Consider the following 18,905-nt stretch of genomic DNA (forward strand, 5'->3'; position numbering starts at 1 on the left):
CGCACAGCGACAAATTTTAAAGATGTGCTCGGCAGTCTGGTCGTGGGATTTGGCATTTGCGGGATCTCCGGTCTTTGGATCATGCTGGCAGAACAGCTTCCCTCACTGCAGAAAAGCGTTGAGGCAATAAACGCCGGTGCTGAAAATATTGCCGGCGGAAATGCATTTGGAACATTTATGATTGCGGTGATTGCTGCACCTGTTGTAGAAGAAATTCTATTCCGCGGCATTGTGCTTCGCTCCATGCGGAAATTCATCCCCGTTTGGGCCGCGATTCTAATATCATCTGTACTCTTCGGCGTTTATCACCTGAATATCGTGCAGGCTGCCTATGCCACCTTCATGGGTATTGCCGCAGGAATCCTTTACGAGAAGAAAAAGAACCTGCTGTTGCCCATTCTCGTGCATTTCGCAAACAACCTCATTACTATGCTGCAGGGCTTTGCGCCATCCGAAGTGAATGAACTGATCAGCATTTTTATTCTGATTATGATTGCTCCGGCAGGGTATGTCATCTGCCGTTCACTCAGACAGGGCAAAAGAGCAGATAGCATGTAAGGGGTTTGCCATCTTTGGTTTTGGGGCGTGTATAGGCAGAAGTCAGAACTCTGCCACTTTCAAAGATTCTTTTGCAGATCCAAGGGGTTTTGTAGCCGCTGTCGGCTGCAACGATTTTGTGTTCGGGGTAGTGCTGGCAAATATCATCATACAGAGAATCAAATGCTACGCTGTCGTGAATATTTCCTGGCGTAACATGTACACCTAAAATAAAGTTGTGCTTGTCACAAGCGGTGTGCGCTTCATAGGCAAAGACTTTCTTGTGTTCGCCCTTGTGGAATACGCCGCATTCCGGGTCTGCAGTAGAAACAGTCTTTTCTACCATTTCCGATTCACCGGAGTTATCTCCACTGCCAGAATCATTCCCGTTGTTGTTTTCGTCGAAGGACTTCTTTCCGTGCGTTTCTCTGTCCTTGTCTATCTCATCAAACAATTCGTGTGCATAGCGCTTTGCTTCTTTGGGTACAGCTTTGCGGGCCTGCTTTTTCAGATTCGCACTTGCCTTTATGTGCGTACTGTCTACAAATATGGCTTCTGTGTCCAAATATCCCTCGTCCGCAGCTGCCTTTAATACCCATTCGTTAGCACGTTTATCACTCGTACTTATTATTCCATTTTTCGAACCATTTTACCAGAAAAAGGCCACCCGTAGGTGACCTTTTTCGACAGGCTGAGGCGGCACCCAGTTGAGTGCCACCTGTTTTTTGTTGTCCAATCCTGCCTGGCAGATGCCGATTTTGTGGTTCTCTCAAATTACTGTCTTATCGGCACACGACTGACAGCCATTTTTTTGCTAGGTTCAAAGATGTCCGATAACAAGATTCCAGAAGCTCCTGTTCCCGATGTTTGCCATCCCTCCAACGCGGTCCAACTGCATGGATCACATATTTGCAGGGCAAGTGGTATCCCTTTGTGATTTTTGCGCTGCCTGTCTCGCAGCCATGCAGCGTACTGCACTCTGCAAGCAGCTCCGGTCCGGCGGCACGATGAATGCAGCCGTCCACACCACCACCGCCCAACGGAGACGTGTTGGCAGCATTGACGATTGCATCAACACTCATCTTTGTAATGTCGTTTCTGATAATCTGTAAGGGCATTGCTTATTCCTCTCCCTTCTGCACATCGTTAAACATGCTTTTTTTGCAATTCTCGAATCAACATTTCAACCTGTGCCCCTGTAAGAAACGGAATTTTTATTGTCGATGCCCAATAAAAATTCCGCTTCAAAATTGTTTTTATTTCATTCGGAGAAAGCGCAGGCAACGCCTTGACATCCCCATTAAATTTTTCCGGCACAATCATTCTGACACTATGATATTTTTCATCTGCCACTTCTGTCGGCGTGTCTATGACAATCTGTCCAACCGCAATAATTCCTCTTCCTTTGGAATAAAAAAGAGCATAATGCCCTTGGCGGAAGCTGTCGATATACCGTTTTGCATCTCCATATGCCGCTATTTTGTTTCCAAGAATCATCTCGGATTCATTTGTGTCTGAATACGAGATATTCGTATCAAACATGATTCCCTTACACGCAGAGAACTTCAATCGATTATTTTCTATTTCCGTCAGAAACTTCACCCAGTATAAAACATTTTCCGGAATGATATGGGACTTATCCGGATTGATCGCAAATTCATAAATAACCGTTGGATCTGCTACTTTCACATTTGAATATTTCTGTGCATTTTGAACGTTTCCTTCCGTTGTAAGCAAATACACTTCACCATTCAGGCTGGAATAGTCATCTGTATTGAGATTAACATCACCCTTCTTTACCTGAATGTAAATATGCTTTCGGTTCAGGTCATTTGGATCAACCAAAACGCACTCATACTTTGGTGTGGCAATTTTATTTGTCGATGGAATGCAAACGTAGCCTTTGGTATCATACAGCCACAGCGCCAGTAAATCTTCAACATCTTCCGGCTGGAGCAAGCTGTAAAAATGCTTCGCACATAATGAGAGAGCCGGATCGGGATAATTGAATAAATCCAGTGCTGAATCGTGGACACGGTTATACAGCATCTGACTGTATGCTTCCACTCCATTTTTCTTAATTCTCTGGATAGTTGATCCCATAATAAATGATGTTGCCCCAGCACCAGGAACGGATTCTTCATCTGCCTTATCTGTAGCCGGATACCAGTCAATGTTTGTCAACTGATTCGCAGCATCAATCTGTACCGCATCTTCACGAAACACCCAGGTGCTATTTGCCTTAACCCTTGCAATATAGTATTTCCCTTCATTTTTTGAGCGCATCCATAGCAAGTCTCCTTCTTTTACATCCTCTACCATACGGCACACACTGTCGAATGATTTGTACTGAGTCCTTGCCAGATTACAGTAATCCAAAAATGTATGTGTCCCAGAACGTTCTGCCTGGGTTAATTCACGCAGACTCCATCCCATTGCTGCGACATGATTTCTCAAGCAATAGTCGGCAACATTTGTGCCTCCTGTATTCACCTGTAATCTCCATACTGCCATTATATCTTCCTCCACAGTTCATTTAACATTTCTTCCACTGCTTCTTCAACTCGTTCATCTGCATCTTCTCTCAATGCCAAAGTCAAAGAAAGCTCGTCTACACAATTCTGTAAAAACACCCGCTTACAACAACTTGGCTTTTTCGTAAATCTCCGCACGATAGCGGAAGGTGGAAAGCAGCATCCCGCACAGCTTTGCAGCAGCTGTCCCGGTGATTTTGCCGTTTTTCCATTGTTGGTATAAGTGGTGGAAATTTTCCGGTAAAGGCTTTGGTGGGCGTCCCAAACGGACTCCTCTTGCTTTGGCGGCGGCAATTCCTTCTGCCTGACGCTGTCGGATATTGCTTCGCTCGTTTTCTGCCACAAATGGCAATACTTGCAGCACAATATTGCTGAGGAATGTCCCCATCAGGTCTTTGCCCCGGCGTGTATCCAGCAAAGGCATATCCAGCACCACAATGTCAATCCCTTTTTCCTTAGTCAAAATCCGCCATTGCTCCAGAATTTCAGAATAGTTGCACCCCAGACGGTCGATGCTCTTGATATAGAGCAGATCGTCTTTTTTCAGTTTCCGTACCATTTTTCGGTACTGCGGGCGTTCAAAATCCTTGCCGGACTGCTTATCGATAAACAGATTTTTAGCCGGGATAGATAGCTCTTTCAGGGCAAGAATCTGCCTGTCTTCATTCTGTTCTCTGGTGCTGACACGGATATATCCATACAAAATTCCCATTGCTTTTCCCTCCTTTCTCTCGATCGGGAAAACAGCTCCCGCACCGGATATTTTTCATTTTCTATGGTACTGGATACTTGATACTCCCGAATAAACAGACTGTGAAAATGCCGGGTGCAGACCCGGCATTTTGCAGTCACTTGCCCTGTAATCAGACACTTTCCTTTTCTGCACGCAAAACCTGAAATCCATGTTGTTTGGCGTACTCTCTGGCAGCTGCCAGTCGTTCTTCACTATACGGCGGAATCAAACGGACAGACAGCCGAGACTTGTCTATCACATAGGTCACACTGCCCTCCGGGATGCTGCGCTCCAACCGGCACAGTAGCGGATACTTGCGGCTGAACTCTGCCAGTCTGCGTTTCAGATCGGCGTTAAAGGTGTAGATGCTGGCGGTGTTTTCCGCTTCGTTCCAGTTAATGATGGTCTCTTTCTCATACTTAGGCAGCTTCATCATTAAAAACCTCCTCTTCCATTTCACAGTTATGCTGTTTTCTCTTTTTCGTTCTCATGGAAATTGCCACCGCTGTCCAGCCCATTAAAAAAGGCTTTCTTGCTGATTTTAATCAACCGGCCGCTTCGCACCACCGGAAATCCCGGTGTGTGTACCAGCTCATAAGCACTGGCTCTGGAAATCCCCATGATATGCTGAATATCTGTAACATCCAAAATCAGAGGTAGCGAATCATAATCATTCCACTTCATTTTTTCTTTCATATCGGTGTTCCTCCTTTATTTAAATTTTTTGATATTTCATTTTCCGCATATTTGCCGTTCTACCTGTCCCGTTTCCTTCATGCTGCCCTGCTCGACATACATGAGTCACCAATTTCTCGATGCGCTCGCCCTCCGTTTCAAGAGAGGTCATGGCGGTTTATCTCGGTTCAGACGGTCATTCAGTTGTCAAGGTACACGATAGAACAAAATTACCATCCGATGCCATCATATCTCCATAAACTTGACAAAACAATAGCTTTGCAGTATCACGAGCGTAACGGATATAACCGAATTATAAAATTACCATAAAGCAAGATGAGGGAATTGTATGGACTTTGAATTTGTACGGCACGAACCGCTTTATGACCGTATTCTGCTGGTGCTGACGCTGGACAGACAGAAAATGAAAGAGCGTATTTTGATTGGAGAAGAACTGCAAATCCGGTTTCGTTTACAGGGATATGCTGATGCCGAGGTGCTGTGTGATGTTACACGCCCTTTGGGAACTATGCTTTCAGCCTTTGAACATGATCCAGACGGTGAATGGAATCGCCTCGGTTTAATACCGCTGAGAGAATCGCTTCACTCTAACCGGTGGAAGCAGCCAGAACTGGAACAGGTGTCCGGTGATTTTCTGGCAAAAAAATATCTCACCGGTGATCCGGTGAGAATGTATGTGGCACTTCGTATCTGGAATGAATATTTAAAGGCAAAAGAACCACGAGATCGAGAGTCTGCCTGTGAGCGTTTTATTGAGAAAATGAATAGCTTCACTGCTCTATTTATGGGGAATCCACCCCTTGACTTTGATGAGGATACAGGAAAGCCCAAGCATCTGAATATTGCTACGCATATTTATGGTTCTGTACCGCAGGAAGATACCCGGCTTGACCTCTGGTATCCGGACAGCAAACGAAAAATGGAGTGTGTTGCCGCCTATTCATCCCTGTATCCACTGATGATCTATTATCTGAATCGCCTGAATGATTGGGGGCTTTATTTCCGAAAATGCAAAATCTGCGGAAAAGTATTTCTTGCTAAAAGCCAACGATATGAGTTGTGCAGTGATAAGTGCCGTAAAAAGCAATCTCTTCAGAACAAACGTGAGTTTGATGAACGAGCCAGAGAAAACAATTATGATCTGCTTTACAAAAATGAGTGCCAGAACTGGCGAAACAAAATCAATAAGGCAAAGAAAACTTCTGGTTTTCCTTCTGAGCGTCTGGAAGAAATGCTGGCTGCTTTTGAATCCTTCAAAAAAGAAGCCTTGCAGCGCAAACAGGCTGTGAAAAAGAAAGAAGCCAGCCCAAAGGAATTTTCGGACTGGCTGCTCCTGCAGAGCAATGTTATCGTAAAACTGGCTGAACCGGAAGACTGACACTTCAGCAGTAAATCATTTCAGAACGAATAATTTCTTCTGCCCGGTTGCGTAAGCTGTTCATTGCCCTGACCCACGCCATCTGATCACGAGTTTTCAATTCCTCCGTAATTCCTTCAGCTTCTTTCATCTGGGCAATAATACAATCCAGCCGGTTCTGTGCCTGCTCATTCAGATCTGCCAGATATATCTATAGTTTGCCGGACAAAATCAGGTCATTATACCGGGCTGGGTGGTACAACTCCAGATAGGCTTTGTGCATCCGCCCCCAGATTCCAATGGGGCGGTTTTCTTCCGGTAACTGTAAGTCCGGAATATAATAGTCACCGACCAGCGTATAGCTGATGCCGTTTTGACAAGTTTTCTTCGGTAAGTGTTCCATAAGCGACCTCCTGTATTCGATTTCCTCCGAATCCAGCTGATCGTGTCCCTGTTCATGTCAAATTCAAGGCAGCTGAACTCTTCACCAACAAGTATGGCACATCATGCCCAACTTTCTGATAATTGGTGCCGTAGGAAGGGCTGTTGCCTCTGGTATCGGAAGTGTTGTACAGATCAATCGTTTCTTTTCCCAGTGCCTGATTCAGCTCTTTTAGCGTAGTCGGCTCCGAACCACCAAGGAAAATACGGGAATCCATATTGCCAATGATGGTATCGGCATTGTCCTTGTAGATTGCCTTCAACTGACTCTGTGCCTGCAACACCAGACATGCCGAGATTTCTCTTGATCGGATGGTGGCTACCAGCTTTTCCAGATTCGGAATCTGACCAATGTTCGCACACTCATCAATCAGGCAGCGCACATGCACCGGCAGTCTGCCGCCGTACACATCATCTGCCTTTTCACAAAGCAGGTTGAACAACTGGGTGTAGCACATGGAAATGAGAAAGTTAAAACTGTCATCCGTATCGCTCATGATCAGAAACAGAGCCGTTTTTCTGTCTCCCAGCGTATCCAGTTCCAACTCATCGTAGGATGTAACCTCGCGCAGCTCCACAATATCAAATACGGCAAGACGCGCACCGCAAGAAATAAGAATCGACTTGGCTGTTTTTCCGGCAGCCAGCTTGAGCTTGGCATATTGCCGGACAGCAAAGTGGTTCGGCTTTTTCTTCTTCAGATCTTCAAACATCAGATCCACCGCGTTCTGAAAATCTTCATCGTCCTCACGGACTTCCATTGCATTGATGAATTCGATGAGCGTGGCAAAGTTCTGTTCCTCCTTAGGTGCCTCATAGTGGATGTACCCGATGAGAGCACAGTAAAGCAGGATTTCTGCCTTCTCCCAGAACGGATCTCCGCCTTTGCCTTCACCCTTTGTGTTTGCCATGAACGTCGTTGTCAGCTTCAGAATGTCCTTTTCGCTGTGCAGATAGGCAAACGGGTTATAGTGCATCGACTTGCGGAAGTTGATGGTATTGAATATCTTGATCCGATAGTTTGCATGCACAAAAGCATTTCCGACCTCGAGCAGGGTCGTACCTTTCGGGTCAGTGAGCACATAGGAACTGTGAAGCTGTAAAAGATTAGGCTTAATCCAGAACCGTGTTTTACCAGAACCGGAGCCGCCGACGATCAGAACATTCTTGTTCCTTGCGTTGGCCGGATTCTTCGGACGGTTGCTCATCATCAGCCGCTCTGTCTTTGTGAGGATCACATTGTTCGCAAAAACAGGGTCGATGAAGGGTTCGATATCCTTCGGACCGCCCCATGAAGCGTTTTGTCAAGTGCTTTTTTGAGTTATTGACGCAAATTATCGTGAAAGTGCGAAAGTGCAAAGCGCAAAGGGTCTGCGTTTTGCACTTTCAGCTTGCGGGTTCGGGTGGCTGCTTCTTCTTGATGAAGTTGTACCATTGACCGCCGACACGCCTTGCGCCTAAAATGCCGCCCATGTTGCGCTTGGCGTTCTGTACCGTCCTTTCGGATATTCCGGCTTCGGCTGCGGCTTTTACAATGTCCTCACTGGCAAGCTCTTTCCCGTCTGCCAACAGGTCAAGTATCAGCCGTTCCGCCTGTTCGGTCTTGGTGGCGGTGTTGCCGCCCGCGCCGGACAGCAGCTCGTCAGCGGTGATGTCGTATTCGCCTATCCACGAAAAGCCTGTTTCCGGGTCAAGGCAAAAGGCAACGGGCTTGCCCTCCGGCGCAAGGGAAGATTTGTCATGGACGATAACGCGCACATTCGGCTCTCGCTTCACGCGCCCGATCAGCAGGACGCTCCTTGCTGCGGCGCGGAAGTCGATAGAACCTAATCCCCGGTATGCGCTCTGCCCTCCGGCAGCTTTGTTGAGATGTCCGATAAGGATAACGGCGCACCCGGTATGCTCGGCAACATCGGCAAGGCGGCGGAACATGGGGCGCACTTCGTTTGCCCGGTTCATGTCGGTCTTTTCGCCCATGTACGCCTGTATGGGGTCAAGGATAATCAGCCGCGCCCCGTTCTGCGTGATTGCTTTCTCTATGCGCTCATCGGACAGGGTAAGCTCCCGCTTGGCTTCATCAATCACAAGTACGCGGTCAAGGTCGGCTTCTGCTTCCATCAAGCGGGGCTTGACGGTATCGCCCAGCCCGTCCTCGGCAGTCTGGTAAATTACTTGGAATGGCGGCAAGGGCTTCATTCCCGGCAGCGTTCCCCCAGTGGTGCAGGCGGCGGCAAGGCGTAGGGCAAAAGTGGTCTTGCCCTCGCCGGGATTGCCCTGCACAATGGTTACTTTCCCAAAGGGAATATACGGCTCCCATAGCCATTCAACGGTCTGTGTGTCAACCTCGCTCATGCGGATAATCTCAACGGTTTCTTCCTGCGACGGCTCTTTCAAGCCGTAGACCGCTTCATGCAAATACTTCCCGTCTGCGATTTCTGCCCGGTGCTGCAATACCTCATTCCAGTCCTTGTAAAGCGGCACAAGGCGGTGGACGGTCAACCCCTCCGGCACAAGCTCTGCAAGGCGGCTGCAAGCGTCGTTTCCGGCTTGGTCGCTGTCAAGGCAGAGGTAAACGGTCTTGATGTTCGGGCGGTCAGAGAGGAAACGCAGCAGGGCTTTTTCTCCCACGCCGCCCAATGACAGGTAGCTTTGCTTCTGCCATTCCTTTTTGAATAGGCAGAGGAAAGAGAGCAGGTCAACGGGGGCTTCAAAAACAAAAAGCCTTTCGCCCTCGCCCCGGTAGCAGAAGTTAAAGGCTTTGTCGCTGCCTTTCACATCAAGCTGGAAGTTTCCCGCTGTTCCCTTGCTGTGGGCGTAGCGCGGTATTCCGTCCTCGTCCCGCCCCACGAATACGGCGTTGTGGTGGGCGGCTTCCTCGTAAATATCGCCGGTGGAAAAGAAAAAGCCCGTCACATCTTCATCAATGCGGCGGGCTGCTGTGAGGTAGTTCCTCGCTATGCGGTTGTCGGGGCTGCGGGGCAGCAGTCGGAAGTCGGAGAAAGTCGCGGGGCTTGGTCTGTCCGGCGCGGCTACTCCCTGTTCCCCTGTGAGAAGTTCAACGGCTTCGGTGAAGCTCTTGCCGAAAAACTCCATGACAAAATCAATGGGTGCGCCGCCCTTACTCTGGCTGTGGCGATACCATTTGTTTCCCCGGACGGTCAGGCTGTCGTGCCGTTTCCAGCGGTATTCATTTCCGGCGCGGGTAAGCTGCTCGCCCTGTGATTGCAGGAAAGAAACAATGTCGGCTTGGTTGGCGCGGTCTATCTGTTCTTGGGTGTAATACATAAAACTTCAACTCCTTTCAGCGGTCTATATCATGCCGCTTGGTGCGGTTCTGTGTCAGCTCCGGCTGCTCGGCGCGGAGTGCAATATCCACGCATTTGCGGATTTTTTGAAGTTCAGAAACATCGGCGCGGGTATCTTTCAATTTGGCATAATTGCTGTCCCTCTGTGTTTTGAGGTCAGCATATTCCTGTTCCCATTCCGCAATAGGCAAGGTCTTTGTCCCTTTCGGCAGATTTGCATGGAGATAGCGGTTTGCCGCGTCCCATAGGGTAAGCTCGGCGCGGCGGGCTTCCGCAAACTTCTCCTGTTTTCCTTTCCAGCGGATTTGCCGATACTCGTCCTGTATGGGCTTGTAGGTTTGATAATTTCTGCCGTACTCCATGAGTTTTTGCAGTTCTTTCATGCGCTGCTCGGCGGTTTTCATTCCCTCCCGGATTGAATGGGCTTTATCGCTGACAGAGGAAAGAGAAGCGTCCAGCTCGTCAAGATTAGAGATACCATGCTCGGAAAGATAGTTGACCGCTGCCGCTACGGTTTTCAGTTCGTCGGCTGCGTGCTGCCGCTGCCAACTCTGCGAATACTTCCGGCTTTTTTCTCTCTGAACGCTCAAATACTTCATCAACAGATTTGCAAGGTTGGGAGATTGCGGCGGCTGTTCCGGGGCGGTTTCCCGCGCTTTGAACAGGTCGGCAATCCACTCTTTGAGCTTCCCAATCTGCGCCCGGATTTCCCGGATAAGGCGGTTTGCCTTTTGGATATTTCGGTTCAGTTCGCCTTTCTCGGTGGCAATACCTTTCTTCTCCATTTGGCAAGCAGCCACGCCCATGTGGACGGTGGGTATCTCGTCTATGCCACGCTCGGCGTTGCTGCGGTGGTCGATGCGCTCCGGGCTTCCGTTCCTCTCCAAAAAGTCGTTGGTAAAGTCAGCCCATGCCTTGCGCCACAAGAGGGTGTTGTCCTTGTCGTTCCAGCCTGTAAGGTCAACCTTGTGGGTTTTGTATCTGCCGCTTGGCAAGCGGATACGCTCGCCGTTTTCGTCAAGATCATATTCCTTTTTGGATTTCGCTGCCCATGTGCCGCGCTCGTCAAGGGGTCGCATAGTCAGCATGATATGACAATGGGGATTGCCGCTGTCAGTGTCGTGAATGGCATAATCAACGCACATTCCTCTGGAAACAAATTGAGAGGAACAGTATTCCCGGACAAGCCGGATCTGTTCCTCTCGTGATAATTCTATGGGGAGTGCTGCGTCAATCTCACGCGCAAGCTGGGCGTTCCCGGCTTTCTCATAAAGCTCCACGCTGTTCCATAGGGTAGAACGGTCAGAGAAAGAGGGCGGGGCATGGGGCGGCAGCATGATTTCGGTATGGACAACGCCGCCTTTGCGGGTGTAGTCGTGGGTCATTCCGTCCCACTCGTTTGTCAGCTTTTCGCCGCTTCGGTAGGCGGCTGCGGCAACGGCTGATTTGCCTTTTCCTCGGCTCACAATGCCGACGTTCCAATGGTAAATGGCTATGGGTATCACCTCCCGGATAGGATAATAAAACGCGCAAAAATGGTACAGACGCCAACGGCGGGTGTACTGTTTTTGTGGGTGTGCAAGGATAGCCTCAAAGCGGCGCAAGGGGGCGCGGGTCTCCGGTGGAGACCTCAAAGCGTTTCACGCTTTGAAGCACCGACCGAGCCGGCAGGCGAGACCAGCCCCTTGTTGCGGCAAAGCCGCCATATCGGAGCGCGGGGAAAGCTTCCTGTGCGGAGATAAGCCCTCGGCAGAGCGCACACGCCCGCAAGGGTGTATAAGTGCGCCCTTAGTTCCTAAGGGATTTATTCGGCGTTCCTGCTTTCGGCTCGTTTTTTCAGATATTCCCGCGCTGGTTCACTCGTCAAGGCAAGCCTAAGAAGTGCTGCGGCTTCCTCGTCGGTCATGTTCTTTGCTTCCGGCACAATGCTTTCAAAGACCGCGCCCCGGACAATAAGGCGGTGGCTGCGCGTTCTGCGTTCCTCTTTGAATAGCTTCTGACGCAACATTTTTTCCCGGTTCTCAAACTGCTGGATTTTCTTCTTTCCGTCCTCAATCTCGGCTTGCAATTCCTCGCGGGTTTTCTCTCTCGGTTTCGTCATGGGTGTCGCTCCTTTCTGCCCGTAGGCATGGAAAAGGGCAGTCGATTTTCTCGGCTGCCCTTGCAATATGAGGATAAGATTATTCAGTTTGCTGCGGGGTCTTGTTCTGATACTTCTTCACCAGAAGTTTGGTTATTGGGGAGTGGGTCATACCCGTCTGAGTTTCCGTCAAAGTCTGTGTTATGATAGTGTTCATATAACCAGTATTTTCCCTCAAACTCAACGACAATGTTATCGCCGTACTGATAAACCGCAGCCCCTACAATATCATCATTTGCTTGGAAATTTTCTTTTGGTTCTTCCGAAGAACTAACTGTGTTTTCGATTTTTCCTAACAAATTGAAAGAACTTTTTTCATCTGCGAAGTTGGGTTGAGAGTCAACGATTTGATAAAGCGTATCATTTACATAGACCATAGGAGCAATATCTCCAGAAATGGGAACCAATGCTTTTAGCAAATCTTCTCCTGTTACACCTAATTGTGCTTCATCGCTTGCAAAAGGAATACGCAGCAGGTATTGTTGGTCTACTTCGTAAAGATATATATAAATGCCTGAGCCAACATCTTGTGTGTCACCTAAAAGAGAAAGAACATCTTCTCTTGTCATGGTCGGTGTTAGTTCTTTTATTTGCTCAGATGTTACCTGCGTCGGTGTATCGAGCGGTTCCTTGTTTTCTGGTATTAGACTAAGGATTTCTTCAGTCAACGGGTTACTTTCTCCTGCGTCAATCGTTTTTGCAGCTTCTTTTATTTCTTTATGAGAATAGTCGCTCAAGTCTTCAACAGCAATGCCGAGAGAATTGAGATAATCAACCGCTGCATTATATTGAATTATATCAACGGCAAATGCGGTCAATGGTATCATCAAGCACAAGCAAGCTGCAATAGCCCCCCACTTTACCCAAATGGGCTTTTTGGCTTTCTTCTTGTAGTTGAGAGCTTCATCGACATATTTTGTGTCAAGCTCGCTCATAGCGTCGGAAAACTTCTTTGCATTCATACGAATACCTCTCTTTCAATCAAATATTGCTTCATCTTCTCGCGGATACGGGTCAGCCGGACAGAAATGTTTTTTTCTGAAAGCCCCATAAACTCGGCTATGTCCTTATAGCTGTCGGAAAACCAATAGCGGCGCATGAAAATAACGCGGTTTTCGGTAGTCAGCGTGTCTAAAAATGCTTCAATGATACGGGCTAACTCTTTGGCTTCGATTTCTGCTTCTACTGTATTCGGGGCTGCTATACAGGCTTCAATTTCTTCCAAAGCAATCGTGTAATGGCTGCTCCGTTTGGCTGCTTCCTTTCTCCAATAGATTTTGAGTGAAATGTTCCGAACGATTTTAACAAGATAAGATAGCAGCGGGTTAGGTCGTGCCGGGGGAATGGCGTTCCATGCGCCTAAATAAGCGTCGTTTACACATTCCTCCGCGTCTTGTCTGCTGCCTACGATATGGTAGGAAAGATTGTGGCAGACCTTTCCGTATTTTATATCCAGCTCTCGTATGCCTTGTTCTGAACGTCCAAAAAACATTTCTATGATTTTTTCGTCGTCTATCATCTCACCGCCTCCTTTCGGGCTTCACCTATGTACTACGGTTTCAGCGGCAAATACTACATCTAATCCGAAACTTTTTCAAAAAAATTATAGCACATCTTTTTGAATAGGGTGTGTCAAGTTGCCGGAATGTTTCTTTGCCGCTTTGCTGGCGGCGTTCCTCCGTTCCTCACTGTATGGGGCGGTCAGACGGAAAGAGAACCGCCCCTTGCGGATTTCAAACTCCATGCAGCCCGTGTCCGGGTCTGCGTCAGTCTGGCGGCACTGGTCGGGGTGCTGTCCGGCGTAGGCGGCAAGCCGCTTCTTTAAGTCGGTGTTGTGGGTGCGGATATAGATCAGCGGGTCTTTCTCGTCAAACCATATATCGGTGGTCTTTTCCTGCTTTGTCAGCCCTGTTCTCATAAACTCTCCTTTCTGCGCCCCTGTTACGCAATAGGGGCATTTTTGGGGTGTTTTTCCCGGCTCTTGACTTGGGGAAAATGAGGGTTTTCAAATAGAAACCGCCCGGACGGGGAGTGTGTCGTCAGGGCGGCTGTTATCGCAAGATTTCTGTTTTTTCCGGCTCTTGACCGTCAGACGCGGATAAACGCGAGCTGTCGGCAAGCACCAGTTTGAGCAGCTTGTCGCGGAATGTTTCTGTGCTGCTTTGATTGAAAAATAACTCCGCAACAATGGTCTGCCCGTTCCTCTGGGTCGTGATGATGCTGTCGGGGGTCTGTTCTGCCATAGGCGGCTCCTTTCTTTGGGCGTAAAAGAGGGATTTCCCGTAGTTCGGAAAATCCCTCTTGGTTGACGGTTATTCTGCTTTACTGTGTGGGCTGTGCGGCGGCTGCCTGTGCCTTTCGCCTTGCCCGGTATTCCCGCGCTTTCATGCGGTCATACTCCCGTTGCTTTTCAAGATTTTTCGCCCGGTATTCCCTTGAATACTGCCGGTGGTAGGCGCGGCTCTTTTCCTTTTTGGCTTCTTCGATTTCCTCCCGCATTTGCCGGATTTCCTGCTCGGTCGGCTCTGCAAGCTGTGTCACTTCGTTCTCAAACTTGCCGATATAATTGAAATATATGCTGATGTGCTGGATTGCGTATCTCGCCCTTTTCTGGTCGCGCTCATGCACTTCAATCCGGCTGACAAACTCGTTGAGAATGGCGGGGGTAAGGTCGGTAAAGGCAGCATGGCGTTCCGTCAGCTTCAAAAACTTCTGCGCCCGTCCTCCCGCGTTCTCGTAAGCGGATAGCTGCTCTTGGAGCGTGGCAAGTTCCGCTTTCAGCGCGTAGTATTCTTCTGAATACTTCTGCGACATCTGCTCATAGCGGTCTTGCGGGATCGTGCCGAGGGCGTTGTCCTCATAGAGCTTGTTCAGCACCTTGTCAATCTGTTCAAGGCGTGTCGTGATTTGCGGAATACGCTTCTGCTGTTTCTTGGTCTGGTCGGTCTGCTGCATGGCAAGGTTCTTTTTCACTAAGGCTTCAAACTCCGCCCGGTTGCTGATAGAATAGTCCTCGATTTTCTTCAGCACTTCCGCGATGGTCTGCATGAGCAAGTCCGCGTCCATGATGTGCGGGGAATGGCATTTGGGGTTCCTGGCTTTTCCCTTGTGGTACTCGCTGCAATAGGCAACATGGCGCTTGCCGCCGTTCCGGTAATCTATGCGAATGTGCATTTTTGCGCCGCAGTCTTTACAGAAAAGCAAGCCGGACAGAGGGTGGATTTCCCCGTCCCCGTTGGGGCGTTTGACGGGTGCGTTTTCCAAAATCCGCTGTACGGTTTCAAAATCGCTGCGGCTGATAATCGGCTCATGCACATTTTCTGTGATGTGCCACTGGCTCCGGTCTACATAGTGGTTATGTTTATCCCGGAAATGCTTTGTAGTCTTGAAGTTGACTACATCGCCGCAATACTCCTGCCGTGTGAGGATATGGGTCAAGGTGGCTTTGTTCCACTTGTAGCGGTTATCCTCATTGAGCGTCTTATTTTTACAAGTTCCCCTCCCTCGGTCTTTCATGTAGAAAGTGGGGGTTGGGATTTGCTCCTGTGTCAGATGCACGGCGATTTGGTTGCGGTTTTTCCCGCCGATAAACAGACGGAAAATCAAACGGACAACCTCGGCGGCTTCCTCGTCGATTATCCAAAAATCCTTGTTGTCCGGGTCTTTGACATAGCCGTAAGGGGCTTCGGTGACAATCGGCTTTCCACTCATGCCTTTGGTCTTAATGCCTGTTTTCACTTTCTTGCTGATGTCCTTTGCGTACCACTCCGACATGATATTGATAAAGGGCGCAAACTCCAGCGTGTCGGGCTTCTCGCTGTCTATGCCGTTGTTGACTGCGATAAAGCGCACATTGTTCCGTCTGAATATCTCCATCGCGTTGCCGACTTGGAGATAATCGCGTCCCCAGCGGGTAAGGTCTTTCATAATGCAGACACCGATTTTCCCGTTTTCCACATCGTCCATCATGCGGGAGTAGGCGGAACGGTCAAAAAACTTACCGCTTTCGTCATCGTCAATGTAGTGCCGGATATTGGTTAGGTGCTGCCCTCTGGCATAGTTCTCCAAAAATATTTTTTGGTTCTGTATGCTGTTGCTCTCGCCGCCGTCTCTGTCCTCGTCGCCTACGGAAAGGCGGGAGTAAAGGGCTGTAATTTTGCTATAATCAGTCATGTGCATAACCTCCTGTGCGTCCATGTATGTGTCATTTACACTTAAAATTATGCACTCCAGCAGGCAGAGCCGTACTCCATGCCATGGCGATATTTCTTGGCATTTTTCCTTTCAGATACACAGCAAGTCGCAGACCTGCTCCGCAGCATACGCCAATCAGCAAATCCATCGGATGCAGGCTTGGCCAGAAACTTTGCAACGCCCCAGGCAGAACCGCAACCAGCGAAAGAAACTTTTCTGAAGCATCCGCCCCTTGTGCCATTCGCCATGCCTCTCCAAAATTGGTAGCAAACAGCCCCAGCAGGATATACGGCATATTCAGCAAAATGAGCTTTTTGATGTCCAATGTCTTTTTCATCGTTCCAGCTCCTTTCGCTTGGTGCGATCCACCACAGCATTTTTAACCATCTCTTTGAACTGGTTAAGTTTTGCCAGTACGGACGGGCGCTCTGTTTTCGTTGCCTTTTTGACCTTTTTGTTGGTGTACTCTGTAAAAGCTGCTGTCAGAGCATCTGCATCACGGCCTTTGAAAAAAATCAGGTACTTTGGTGGAGAACTGCTGCGATCCTTTTTCACCGCATAATCCACACCGTATTTCCGGGCGATCTTCTCAAACTCCTTGATAGAGGGGTCTGTGATCTCAATGTTGGATATTCCCTGATTCTGCCCGACAAGCTGCTTCACAGTCTGTTTTCCATGCGGAACAACCGGCGCATCACGACTTCTCTGTTTTTCCAGCTTCTTTTCCTTTCGATGTGCCATGTACTTGCTTATGGCAGCCTTAAACATTCTGCCGGTAAACTTTGTTCCACTGACAACCAGCGTCAAAGTTCTGTTTTCCACTTCTTCCTACATTTTCTCGCCTCCTTTCCACGAAGTTTGCAGGGAATCTCTTTTTTTGCTAAGGCGGAACCACCAGCCGCCGCAGAAGATAACGCTTCATACCGCCCTCCTTAGCGTAACTGGTCAGAATGGTCATCGTGCAGATTGCCCTGGCGTACCTTTGCGTGGCTCAAAATCTTAATCTGCCCCTTTTCCTGACTATCCAGTGCTTTTTCATAACCGGTATCCGACAGGAACAGGCGGGTTCGTTCGCCTTTCCAGCCAACAGGGGAATCGTTCGTCAGCACATCAAAAATAATCATGTGCCGGGTGTCCTCCGCAAAACGCTGGAGGTCCATATATCCATGACCGTGATAATTCTGCGCTCCTGCCTTTGCCCGCATTTCTTCCATCAGCTGCCCTATGGTCTTTCCCTCAGACATCATGCTTGCTCCTTTCTCCCGGCAGTTCCGGGCAATAAAAAAGCGACCATTTACCAGCCGCCATACAGATCGTGATTTACTTGTGAGGTGTAATGATTGCTTATCGTGGTCGGTGCATTGAACAGAACGGTCAGAAGATACTGCTTCATGTTACGAATTTCCGTGGTGTTCTTCTGTAAACAGTCCATGACAAACTCAATGTGCGAGTTATCCAGCTTCAAGAACCTGGAACGAACGATTTCATGCGGAAAATCGCTTCCTGCAATACGGGTGGTCTTTCGCTTTGCACAGACCGTTTCCACGATTAGCTCCACAATCTCATCCAAATCCTCCCGATAAGTTTCATACTGCTGACACAGGTATTCATACCCGATATTCTCCTGAATCAATTCCCGATAACTCTCTATCTCTGTGAGTGACATCGCATCCCTTCCTTTCCGTTCCGGCAGACAATCTGCCGCGCAATCCCGGAAGGGAATGGAATCGGTACTTGATCCATAAATATTTTGTTTTTGAGTATTTGATTTCTCTATATTTAATTCTGCGGGCTTTTCCGTATCCGGTTTATCCATATACGGGTTTTCCGTATCTGGTGAATCCGTATCCGGTTTTCTAAGCTGTGGCTGCTCGTATATGACATACTCTGTATCGCTGATGCGTCCCTGCCGGTCACGCAGCTTGTGCCGCACAATGTAACCGGCAGCCTCCAATTCCCGCAACGCAGCGCCTATGGCATCCACGCCCTCCTTACAGATCTTTGCAAGACCACGGGTGGTGTAATTCCAGTCCTCTGGCAAAGATAACATCATGGAAAGCAGTCCCTTGGCTTTTAACGACAGGTTTGCATTTCGTAAATGATGATTGCTCATCACGGTATAATCACGGGTCCGTTCAATGCGAAAAACGGCCATCGACCTCACTCCTTCCGATTTTTTGGTACAAAAACACCGCAATCCTCATTCCAAAGAATTGCGGTGTTCAACACTTTTCAAATTTTCTTGCATAGAACCAAAACAGCGGCTTTCGAGGACGCGCCTCTGTAAATGGCTCCTCCTGGGCGAAAGGAAGTGTTTGCATCACTCGGTCAATATCCGTTGAATCCATGTCATGCTGAGATTTGCAATCTTCCCGGATTGCTTCTTGAATTTCCTTTACCGTACACATAGTCATTCCTTTCCTTTCGTTGTATGGGTTTATGAGCGGCGGCGTTTTCCCGGTTTGAAATCGAGGATATGTCCCTCAATCACACGAGCATAACGCTTGATCTTGATCTCCCGGCGCTGCTGGCTTTGCAGGGCAGCCTGATACCCATCCTCGGTCAAAAACAGCCGCATTTCCTCTCCGGGGCTGCCGTAAGCTGTGCTGGGACGCAGGACGGAAAACTCAATCATCCAGCGTGTGTTATCCCAAAACCTCTCCACGGCGAGAATGTTGTGTCCTTTCAGCTCACGGGCTGAAATATCCATCATAGGCGGCTCCTTTCATCGTTCCTGGTCTCTCTGACGCTTTTTCTGCCATGCCTCCAGCAGCTTGATGATGGTTTCCTGCATCCGCTGGGGTGTGTAGCTCTTGGGAAAATACTTCCGCAAAGTGTCAGAGGTGAATGTCACCTTGTCCAGATCGCTTTTCTTTTCCTCGCCCATGATGGCCCGCATCACATCAATGGATAAATGCCCCTCCTGACTGAATTTCTTGAGCCGCTGAGCCTGGGAGAGAGAAGGGGT

General features: G+C 48.7%; 20 protein-coding genes and 5 pseudogenes. 2 read left to right on the forward strand and 23 right to left on the reverse strand.

All coding sequences use genetic code 11. From position 1 onward, the window contains the following. On the forward strand, window positions 1-558 hold a 558-nt coding region (locus DW724_RS14075), incomplete at its 5' end, for a CPBP family intramembrane glutamic endopeptidase (protein WP_147358676.1). Here the strand turns inward: DW724_RS14075 and DW724_RS14080 are convergent. The 6 genes and pseudogenes from DW724_RS14080 to DW724_RS14110 form a co-directional block, all read right to left on the reverse strand. Beyond that, window positions 527-1,102: a transposase gene (locus DW724_RS14080; RefSeq protein ID WP_158580374.1), complete on the reverse strand. Its 576-nt coding sequence runs from the start codon at window positions 1,100-1,102 to the stop codon at window positions 527-529. The two genes, DW724_RS14075 and DW724_RS14080, sit on opposite strands and share 32 nt — an antisense overlap. 238 nt (window positions 1,103-1,340) lie before the next feature. Further along, window positions 1,341-1,655: pseudogene (locus DW724_RS14085) on the reverse strand (macro domain-containing protein); the annotation flags it as partial. Window positions 1,656-1,683: 28 nt separating this feature from the next. Beyond that, complete coding sequence (locus DW724_RS14090) at window positions 1,684-3,051, reverse strand: hypothetical protein (protein ID WP_202183539.1); 1,368 nt, start codon at window positions 3,049-3,051, stop codon at window positions 1,684-1,686. A gap of 123 nt (window positions 3,052-3,174) precedes the next feature. Next, entirely contained in the window at window positions 3,175-3,783 is a 609-nt protein-coding gene (locus DW724_RS14100; protein ID WP_118761896.1) for a recombinase family protein, read from the reverse strand. 151 nt (window positions 3,784-3,934) lie between these two features. Further along, window positions 3,935-4,240 (reverse strand): molecular chaperone, encoded by a 306-nt coding sequence (locus tag DW724_RS14105; RefSeq protein ID WP_118761897.1) that lies wholly within the window; start codon window positions 4,238-4,240, stop codon window positions 3,935-3,937. A 26-nt stretch (window positions 4,241-4,266) separates the two neighbouring features. After that, window positions 4,267-4,500 carry a helix-turn-helix domain-containing protein gene (locus DW724_RS14110; protein ID WP_118761898.1) on the reverse strand — a complete coding sequence of 78 codons (234 nt, stop codon included), beginning with the start codon at window positions 4,498-4,500 and terminating at the stop codon, window positions 4,267-4,269. A gap of 328 nt (window positions 4,501-4,828) precedes the next feature. On the opposite strand from DW724_RS14110, the gene DW724_RS14115 reads away from it, so the two are divergent. Next, entirely contained in the window at window positions 4,829-5,878 is a 1,050-nt protein-coding gene (locus tag DW724_RS14115; protein ID WP_118761899.1) for a hypothetical protein, read from the forward strand. Between the two features lie 4 nt (window positions 5,879-5,882). Here DW724_RS14115 and DW724_RS14120 read toward each other — a convergent pair. The 17 genes and pseudogenes from DW724_RS14120 to DW724_RS14200 all read right to left on the reverse strand — a co-directional run. Beyond that, window positions 5,883-6,260 (reverse strand): annotated as a pseudogene (locus DW724_RS14120) (TnpV protein). Window positions 6,261-6,357: 97 nt separating this feature from the next. After that, window positions 6,358-7,599 (reverse strand): annotated as a pseudogene (locus DW724_RS14125) (VirD4-like conjugal transfer protein, CD1115 family); the annotation flags it as partial. 85 nt (window positions 7,600-7,684) lie between these two features. Further along, window positions 7,685-9,583: an AAA family ATPase gene (locus DW724_RS14130; protein WP_118761900.1), complete on the reverse strand. Its 1,899-nt coding sequence runs from the start codon at window positions 9,581-9,583 to the stop codon at window positions 7,685-7,687. Between the two features lie 16 nt (window positions 9,584-9,599). Further along, complete coding sequence (gene mobQ, locus DW724_RS14135) at window positions 9,600-11,108, reverse strand: MobQ family relaxase (RefSeq protein ID WP_118761910.1); 1,509 nt, start codon at window positions 11,106-11,108, stop codon at window positions 9,600-9,602. A gap of 299 nt (window positions 11,109-11,407) precedes the next feature. Continuing rightward, on the reverse strand, window positions 11,408-11,704 hold the full coding sequence (locus tag DW724_RS14140; RefSeq protein WP_118761901.1) for a DUF3847 domain-containing protein: 297 nt from the start codon (window positions 11,702-11,704) through the stop codon (window positions 11,408-11,410). 83 nt (window positions 11,705-11,787) lie between these two features. Continuing rightward, window positions 11,788-12,705: a hypothetical protein gene (locus DW724_RS14145; RefSeq protein ID WP_118761902.1), complete on the reverse strand. Its 918-nt coding sequence runs from the start codon at window positions 12,703-12,705 to the stop codon at window positions 11,788-11,790. Further along, window positions 12,702-13,262: an RNA polymerase sigma factor gene (locus DW724_RS14150; protein ID WP_005922902.1), complete on the reverse strand. Its 561-nt coding sequence runs from the start codon at window positions 13,260-13,262 to the stop codon at window positions 12,702-12,704. Before DW724_RS14150 ends, DW724_RS14145 begins: the two co-directional genes overlap by 4 nt. Before the next feature lie 84 nt (window positions 13,263-13,346). Then, complete coding sequence (locus DW724_RS14155; protein WP_118360136.1) at window positions 13,347-13,661, reverse strand: hypothetical protein; 315 nt, start codon at window positions 13,659-13,661, stop codon at window positions 13,347-13,349. Window positions 13,662-13,794: 133 nt separating this feature from the next. Next, window positions 13,795-13,986: a transposon-encoded TnpW family protein gene (locus DW724_RS14160; RefSeq protein WP_015540943.1), complete on the reverse strand. Its 192-nt coding sequence runs from the start codon at window positions 13,984-13,986 to the stop codon at window positions 13,795-13,797. 79 nt (window positions 13,987-14,065) lie between these two features. Then, complete coding sequence (locus DW724_RS14165) at window positions 14,066-15,454, reverse strand: recombinase family protein (RefSeq protein ID WP_442861290.1); 1,389 nt, start codon at window positions 15,452-15,454, stop codon at window positions 14,066-14,068. A 24-nt stretch (window positions 15,455-15,478) separates the two neighbouring features. Further along, window positions 15,479-16,274: pseudogene (locus tag DW724_RS16480) on the reverse strand (recombinase family protein); the annotation flags it as partial. Beyond that, window positions 16,271-16,759, reverse strand: coding sequence for a PcfB family protein (locus DW724_RS14175; RefSeq protein ID WP_243105774.1), 489 nt, complete (start codon window positions 16,757-16,759; stop codon window positions 16,271-16,273). The gene DW724_RS14175 and the pseudogene DW724_RS16480, both read right to left, overlap by 4 nt. Window positions 16,760-16,869: 110 nt before the next feature. After that, window positions 16,870-17,181, reverse strand: a complete 312-nt coding sequence (locus DW724_RS14180) for a DUF5720 family protein (protein WP_118761904.1) — start codon at window positions 17,179-17,181, stop codon at window positions 16,870-16,872. A gap of 50 nt (window positions 17,182-17,231) precedes the next feature. Continuing rightward, the gene (locus tag DW724_RS14185) at window positions 17,232-18,092 is read right to left on the reverse strand and encodes a DUF6017 domain-containing protein (protein ID WP_007886611.1); all 861 of its coding nucleotides are present in this window, start codon (window positions 18,090-18,092) and stop codon (window positions 17,232-17,234) included. A 67-nt stretch (window positions 18,093-18,159) separates the two neighbouring features. Beyond that, a complete protein-coding gene (locus DW724_RS14190) occupies window positions 18,160-18,345 on the reverse strand; it encodes a hypothetical protein (RefSeq protein ID WP_015527914.1) in 186 nt (61 codons plus the stop codon). Window positions 18,346-18,374: 29 nt separating this feature from the next. Further along, window positions 18,375-18,650 (reverse strand): DUF5720 family protein, encoded by a 276-nt coding sequence (locus tag DW724_RS14195; protein WP_005335947.1) that lies wholly within the window; start codon window positions 18,648-18,650, stop codon window positions 18,375-18,377. A gap of 12 nt (window positions 18,651-18,662) precedes the next feature. Further along, window positions 18,663-18,905: pseudogene (locus tag DW724_RS14200) on the reverse strand (ParB/RepB/Spo0J family partition protein); the annotation flags it as partial.

It is taken from the genome of Butyricicoccus sp. AM27-36 (assembly GCF_003480945.1).
In the GTDB taxonomy this organism is placed as follows: Bacteria; Bacillota; Clostridia; order Oscillospirales; family Butyricicoccaceae; genus Agathobaculum; species Agathobaculum butyriciproducens.

Bases quoted from the DNA above. Each gene is read 5' to 3' on its own strand.
- DW724_RS14115 (WP_118761899.1), top strand. From the start codon at position 4,829: ATGGACTTTGAATTTGTACGGCACGAACCGCTTTATGACCGTATTCTG.
- DW724_RS14155 (WP_118360136.1), bottom strand. From the start codon at position 13,661: ATGAGAACAGGGCTGACAAAGCAGGAAAAGACCACCGATATATGGTTT.
- DW724_RS14150 (WP_005922902.1), bottom strand. From the start codon at position 13,262: ATGATAGACGACGAAAAAATCATAGAAATGTTTTTTGGACGTTCAGAA.
- DW724_RS14105 (WP_118761897.1), bottom strand. From the start codon at position 4,240: ATGATGAAGCTGCCTAAGTATGAGAAAGAGACCATCATTAACTGGAAC.
- DW724_RS14140 (WP_118761901.1), bottom strand. From the start codon at position 11,704: ATGACGAAACCGAGAGAGAAAACCCGCGAGGAATTGCAAGCCGAGATT.
- DW724_RS14130 (WP_118761900.1), bottom strand. From the start codon at position 9,583: ATGTATTACACCCAAGAACAGATAGACCGCGCCAACCAAGCCGACATT.
- DW724_RS14180 (WP_118761904.1), bottom strand. From the start codon at position 17,181: ATGTCTGAGGGAAAGACCATAGGGCAGCTGATGGAAGAAATGCGGGCA.
- DW724_RS14190 (WP_015527914.1), bottom strand. From the start codon at position 18,345: ATGTGTACGGTAAAGGAAATTCAAGAAGCAATCCGGGAAGATTGCAAA.
- DW724_RS14145 (WP_118761902.1), bottom strand. From the start codon at position 12,705: ATGAATGCAAAGAAGTTTTCCGACGCTATGAGCGAGCTTGACACAAAA.
- DW724_RS14110 (WP_118761898.1), bottom strand. From the start codon at position 4,500: ATGAAAGAAAAAATGAAGTGGAATGATTATGATTCGCTACCTCTGATT.
- DW724_RS14165 (WP_442861290.1), bottom strand. From the start codon at position 15,454: ATGAGTGGAAAGCCGATTGTCACCGAAGCCCCTTACGGCTATGTCAAA.
- DW724_RS14100 (WP_118761896.1), bottom strand. From the start codon at position 3,783: ATGGGAATTTTGTATGGATATATCCGTGTCAGCACCAGAGAACAGAAT.
- DW724_RS14090 (WP_202183539.1), bottom strand. From the start codon at position 3,051: ATGGCAGTATGGAGATTACAGGTGAATACAGGAGGCACAAATGTTGCC.
- DW724_RS14195 (WP_005335947.1), bottom strand. From the start codon at position 18,650: ATGATGGATATTTCAGCCCGTGAGCTGAAAGGACACAACATTCTCGCC.
- DW724_RS14185 (WP_007886611.1), bottom strand. From the start codon at position 18,092: ATGGCCGTTTTTCGCATTGAACGGACCCGTGATTATACCGTGATGAGC.
- DW724_RS14160 (WP_015540943.1), bottom strand. From the start codon at position 13,986: ATGGCAGAACAGACCCCCGACAGCATCATCACGACCCAGAGGAACGGG.